1 protein-coding gene and 1 pseudogene are annotated in these 1,491 nt (G+C 70.4%); both read right to left on the bottom strand.

Going from position 1 to position 1,491, the window contains the following annotated elements; all coding sequences use genetic code 11:
• On the bottom strand, positions 1–1,064 hold a 1,064-nt coding region (locus tag G6018_RS06835; RefSeq protein ID WP_182639225.1), incomplete at its 3' end, for a beta-ketoacyl-ACP synthase III.
• Positions 1,065–1,210: 146 nt separating this feature from the next.
• Positions 1,211–1,491, bottom strand: a pseudogene (locus tag G6018_RS06830) (SRPBCC domain-containing protein); the annotation flags it as partial.

Genomic DNA, 1,491 nt, shown 5'->3' with positions numbered 1-1,491 from the left:
TCGACGGGCGGTGCGGCGGGCAGACGCACGACCTGGCCGGCGTAGGACAGCCCCGCGCCGAAGCCGATGCACAGCGCGACCTGACCGGGCTGGGCCTCGCCGTCGCGCAGCATGGCCTCCATCGCCAGCGGGATCGAGGCGGCGGAGGTGTTGCCGGTCTGCTCGATGTCGTTGGCGATAGCCACCGAGTCGGGGAGTCCGAGGTGCTTGGCCATGGCCGAGTTGATGCGCCCGTTGGCCTGGTGGGGGATGAACGCCTGGATCTGCTCGGCGGTCACGCCCGCGGTCTCCAGCGTCTGCGCGCACACCTTGGATACCTGCACGGCGGCCCAGCGGAACACCTTGGAGCCGTCCATGACCAGGTAGGGCTGGAGCACCGCCTCCTCGCGCGCGGCGGCCGCGGAGGCATCGACCTCGTCCACGTACTGCTTGAAGTCCTTGGTCTGGCGGATGGCGTCGCCCTTCTCGCCGTCGGACCCCCACACCACCGGGCTGACGTCATTGGTCTCCGACGGGCCCACCACCACGGCGCCCGCGCCGTCGCCGAAGATGAAGGCGGTGTTGCGGTCGGAGAAGTCGATGCCGTCAGTCATCTTCTCCACGCCCACCACCACGACGTACCGGGCGCCGCCGCCGCGGATCATGGTGGTGGCCACGGCCAGGCCGTAGCCGAACCCCGCGCAGCCGGCGGTCAGGTCGAACGCGGCGATGCCGTTGCGGCCGAGATCGGTGGCCACCTGCGGAGCCGCGTGCGGCACCTGCGTCCAGTTGGTGGAGGTGCACACGATCACCGCGTCGATGAGCTCCGGATCGATGCCGGCGGAGGCCACGGCCTTCTTGGCGGCCTCGCTCGACATGGAGACGATCGTCTCGTCCGGCTCCGCCACGCGGCGGTTGAGGATCCCAGAGCGCTCGTAGATCCACTCGGAGCTCGAGTCAATCGTCTCGCAGATCTCCTCGTTGCTCACCACGCGACGTGGACGGTAGGCGCCGATGCCCAGGAGGGTCGTGCCGGGCGCGCCCTCGCTGGTCGCGATGGTCACGGTGTCGTTGGAATCCGCCATTGCAGATGGTGCTCCTCGTCGGTGTGCTGTTCGTGCGGTTCGTGGTCGGCGCACGGCTGGTGCTCCCCGACACAGTACTGCTGTCTCGGTGGACATCGTCGCACCCGACGTCGATGTTTCGTCGCCGATCGGCCGCCACCCTCGGGTCAGTCCGTGACCAGGCCCTCGAGCCATCCGCGCCAGCGCTCGGAGTCCCAGGTGGGCTCCACGCCGTCGACCGCGGCGGCACCGAGCGGTGCGCCCGACCCGCCCGGGACGTCCACGTACTCGTACACGCGGACGGCGACCGCGGCGCTGCTCGTCGCGTCCTCGGGCGTGTCCCCGGCCGGGAAGACGTAGAGCTCGATCACGCCGTCGACGGGCGCGGAGAGGACGATCAACGCGGAGGCCTCCGACTCCGTCGCCACGATTCCCCCGACCTCGCCGG

Source organism: Dietzia sp. DQ11-44, assembly GCF_014145205.1.
GTDB lineage: Bacteria > Actinomycetota > Actinomycetes > Mycobacteriales > Mycobacteriaceae > Dietzia > Dietzia natronolimnaea.
The sequence above is the reverse complement of the archived record's forward strand: the minus strand, read 5'-3'. Positions and strand labels throughout refer to the sequence as shown.